The sequence below is a fragment of the Streptomyces sp. JHA26 genome, from assembly GCF_002005565.1.
GTDB lineage: Bacteria > Actinomycetota > Actinomycetes > Streptomycetales > Streptomycetaceae > Streptomyces.
On the sequence record NZ_BDJC01000121.1, the window covers coordinates 1 to 4,483 of the forward strand.

Annotated in this window: 1 protein-coding gene; it reads right to left on the reverse strand. The window is 74.1% G+C overall.

The genetic code is table 11. From position 1 onward, the window contains the following. Positions 1-4,483, reverse strand: a 4,483-nt coding sequence (locus JHAT_RS33210; protein WP_143660613.1) for a type I polyketide synthase, incomplete at both ends; no start/stop codon positions are given.

Below are 4,483 nucleotides of genomic sequence, written 5' to 3' on the forward strand. Positions count from 1 at the left end.
ACGGTGTTCGAACACCGACCGCGTCGCCGCCAAGGACCATCCGACATCCACCGGGGCGAGCTGGGGACGCCCTGCCAGGAACGACACCAGTCGCTCGGCCTGTGCCCGCAGCGCCGCCTCAGACTTCGCCGACACCACCCACGGCACCACCACCGGCGGCTCGACGTCCGCGGTCGGCTGCTCCTCGTCCGCCGTGGGGGCCGGAGCCTGTTCGAGGATGATGTGGGCGTTGGTGCCGCTGAGTCCGAACGACGACACTCCAGCCCGGCGCGGTCGGCCGGTCTCGGGCCACGGTGTGGCCTCGGTGAGGAGTTCGACGGCTCCTGCCGTCCAGTCCACGTGCGGGGACGGTTCGTCGACGTGGAGGGTCTGCGGCAGCAGCCCGTGCCGCATCGCCAGCACCATCTTCATGATCCCCGCGACACCCGCAGCCGCCTGCGTGTGCCCGATGTTCGACTTGATCGAGCCGAGCCACAGCGGCCGGTCCTCCGGCCGGTCCTGGCCGTACGTCGCCAGCAGCGCCTGCGCCTCGATCGGGTCACCCAGCTTCGTGCCCGTACCGTGCGCCTCCACCACGTCGACCTCGGTGGCCGGCACCCGGGCATTCGCCAACGCCGCCCGGATGACGCGCTGTTGCGACGGTCCGTTCGGCGCCGTCAGACCGTTGCTCGCGCCGTCCTGGTTGACGGCCGAACCGCGGACGACGGCCAGCACCTGGTGCCCGTTGCGCCGGGCGTCCGACAGCCGCTCCAGCAGCAGCATGCCCACGCCCTCGCCCCAGCCCGTGCCGTCCGCGCCCGCCGCGAACGGCTTGCACCGGCCGTTCGTGGCCAGGCCGCGCTGGCGGCTGAACTCGACGAAGGTCGCGGGAGTGGCCATCACGGTGACGCCGCCCGCCAGGGCCAGCGTGCATTCGCCCTGGCGCAGCGACTGGGCCGCGAGGTGCAACGCCACCAGTGACGACGAACACGCCGTGTCGATGGTCACGGCAGGGCCTTCGAGGCCGAAGGTGTAGGCGATGCGGCCGGAGGCGATGCTCCCGGATCCACCGGTCGCGAGGTAGCCCTCGGCGCCCTCGGGGATGCTCTGCAACTGGGAGCCGTAGTCGTGGTACATGAGGCCCGCGAAGACGCCGGTGGCGCTGCCTCGCAGGTGAGCGGGGTCGATGCCGGCCCGTTCGAAGGTCTCCCAGCTGGTCTCCAGCAGCAGGCGCTGCTGCGGGTCCATGGCCAGCGCCTCGCGCGGCGAGATGCCGAAGAACGCCGGGTCGAAGTCGCCGGCCGCGTGCAGGAAGCCGCCTTCACGGACGTAGCTCTTGCCGTCCGTGTCCGCGTCGGCGTCGTACAGTCCTTCCGCATCCCAGCCGCGACCCTCGGGGAAGCCCGAGATGGCGTCCTGGCCCTCGGCGAGCAGGCGCCACAGCTCCTCGGGGGTGCCGACGCCGCCCGGGAAGCGGCACCCCATGGAGATGATGACCACGGGATCGTCGTCCTCACCGGTGACACCGATGGGGAGGGCGGGGCCGGTGGGACGTGCGGCGTCCTCCTGGCCGGTCAGTTCCTTGTGGAGGTGCCGGGCCAAGGCGGCGGGGGTCGGGTAGTCGAAGACGAGGGTGGAGGGCAGACGCAGACCGGTGGCCGTGGTCAACCGGTTGCGCAGCTCGACGGCCGTCAGGGAGTCGAATCCGAAGTCCTGGAAGGCCCGGCCCGGTTCCACGGCTTCCGCCTCCGCGTGGCCCAGGACCGCGGCCACGTTCCGGCGTACGGTGTTCAGCACGAGCCGTTCGCCGTCGGCGGCCGAGACGCCCGCGAGCTGTTCGCGCAGCTGCGCGGGGCCCGCGTCCCGGGCGGTGTCGGCGGAGCGGCGGTTGGTGGGCCGCACCAGGTCGCGCAGCACATGCGGCACGTCGCCACCGCGGCCGGCCTGCACCGTGTCCAGGCGCATCGGTATCAGCACGGGCGTGTCCGCCGCGCAAGCGGTGTCGAACAGCGTCAGGCCCTCTTCGGCGGACAGACCCAGCACACCGGACTGTGCGATGCGGCGCAGGTCGGCACCGGCCAGGCCGCCGGCCATGCCGTCGCCCAGGTCCCACAGACCCCAGGCGAGGGAGAGGGCGGGCAGGCCGGCGGCGCGTCGACGCCTCGCCAGCGCGTCGAGGAACGCGTTGGCGGCGGCGTAGTTGGCCTGGCCCGCGGTGCCGAAGGTGCCCGCAGCGGACGAGAAGAGTACGAACGCCGACAGGTCGAGCGTCGCGGTCAGCTCGTGGAGGTTGACCGCAGCGGCCACCTTCGGCCGCAGGACCGCGTCCACGCGGTCCGGGGTGAGCGAGTCGATGACGCCGTCGTCGAGCACACCGGCGGTGTGCACCACCGCGCGCAGCGGACGGTCGGCCGGAACGGCCGCCAGGACGTCCGCGAGCGCTGCCCGGTCCGCCACGTCACAGGCCGCCCAGGTCACGGAGGCGCCGGCGGCCGACAGCTCCGAGGCCAGGGCTCGGGCGCCGTCGGCTTCCGCGCCCCGGCGGCTCATCAGCACCAGGTGCCGGACGCCGGCCTCCGTGACGAGATGACGCGCGACCAGTCCGCCCAGCGTGCCGGCGGCGCCGGTCACCAGGACGGTGCCCTGGGGGTCCCAGGTCGCCGAAGGCTCCGGCGCCGTCCCGGTGGTCCGGACCCGGTTCAGGCGCGGGACCAGCAGGCTCCCGCCCCGGACCGCGATCTGGGGCTCGCCGCAGGACGCGGCTGCGGCCAGGAGCGACAGGTCCTCGGCCGTCAGCTCCGACGGCCGCGCCGACTCGGCGGCGGCCGTACCGGCTTCCAGGTCGACCAGCAGGAAACGGCCGGGGTGCTCGGTCTGCGCGGTCCGCACCAGGCCCCACACGGCGGCCGCCGCGAGATCCGCGACGTCACCGGCGTCCTCGACCGTCACCGCACCACGGGTGACGATCAGCAGCCGCGAGTCGGCGAGACGCTCCTCGGCCAGCCAGCCCTGGATCAGGGCCAGGGCCCGGTGCACGGCGTGCCCGACCTCGTCGGCTCGCACACCGGGTGCGGACGGCAGCACGCAGGCGAGCAGCGGAGGCACGGCCGCACCCTCGTCGAGCGCCGCGCACAGCGCGTCGACGTCCTCGTGGAACGAGGTCAGGTCGAACGCCTCCTGCGCCCACACGTCCCGGGACGCCGGCCCGGCCCCGCCCAGCAGGGCGGGCGCGGCCCCGGCAGGCCGCCCGGGCACCTCGGCCCCGGGTACACGGCTCCAACCCAGCTGGAACATCGACCGGTGCAGCACACCGCCCGCGGCGCTGATCTGCTCGGCGGAGACGGGGCGGGTCACCAGCGATCGCACCGCGGCCACCGGCCCGCCGGCCTGGTCCGTCACCTCCATCGACAGGTCCGAGCCGTCGGCTCCGCCCGGGGTGAGGCGCACGCGCAGGGTGGAGGCCCCGGTCGCGTACACCGACACACCGCTCCAGGAGAAGGGCAGCCGGACGACCCCGGCCGACTCGTCGGACGCGTCCGTGAGACCGGCCGCCGCTCCCATCGCGTGCAGGGCGGCGTCCAACAGGGCCGGGTGCACACCGAAGCGGTGCGCCGCGGGTTCGGTGTCTTCCGGCAGCAGGACCTCCGCGAACACCTCGGTTCCCCGCCGCCACACGGCCCGCAGGCCCTGGAAGACGGGGCCGTAGGTGAGTCCGGTTCCGGCGAGCCGCTCGTAGTACCCGTCCAGGGGCACGGTCTCGGCGTCGTGCGGCGGCCACATCCGCACCCCGTGCTCCGGGCGCGCCTCGTCGGGCGCGACCCGGCCCGTCGCGTGCCGGACCCACGGGGTGTCGTCACCGTCCGGGCGCGAATGCACGGCCACGGCCCGGGCACCGGAGGCATCGGCGTCACCCACGGACACCCGTACCTGGACGCCGCCGTGTTCCGGCAGTACGAGCGGCGCCTCGAGCGTCAGTTCCTCGACCCGACCGCAGCCGACGCGGCCACCGGCGTGGAGGGCGAGTTCGACGAAGGCGGTGCCGGGCAGGAGGACGGCTCCCAGCACCGCGTGGTCCGCCAGCCACGCGTGGGAGGCCAGCGACAGACGGCCGGTGAAGAGACAGCCGTCGGAGTCGGGCAGGGTCACCGCCGCGCCGAGCAGGGGGTGATCCGCCGCGCCCAGGCCCGCCGACGTCACGTCGCCGGCGGACGGGGCCGCCTCCAGCCAGTAGCGGTCTCGCTGGAAGGCGTAGGTGGGCAGTTCCACCAGCCGGGGACGGGACGGGGCGAGGAGGGCAGCCCAGTCCACCGCATGACCCCGGACATACACCTGCGCCAGGGCTTCCATGAGCGAGGCGGTCTCGTCGCGGTCCTTGCGCAGGACCGGGGCGAACGCCATCTCCGGCACAGTGTCGGCGCCCATCCCGGACAGCACACCGTCCGGGCCCAGCTCCAGACAGCTGGTCACGCCCTGCTCGAAGAGATGCGTGATGCCGTCGGCGAAG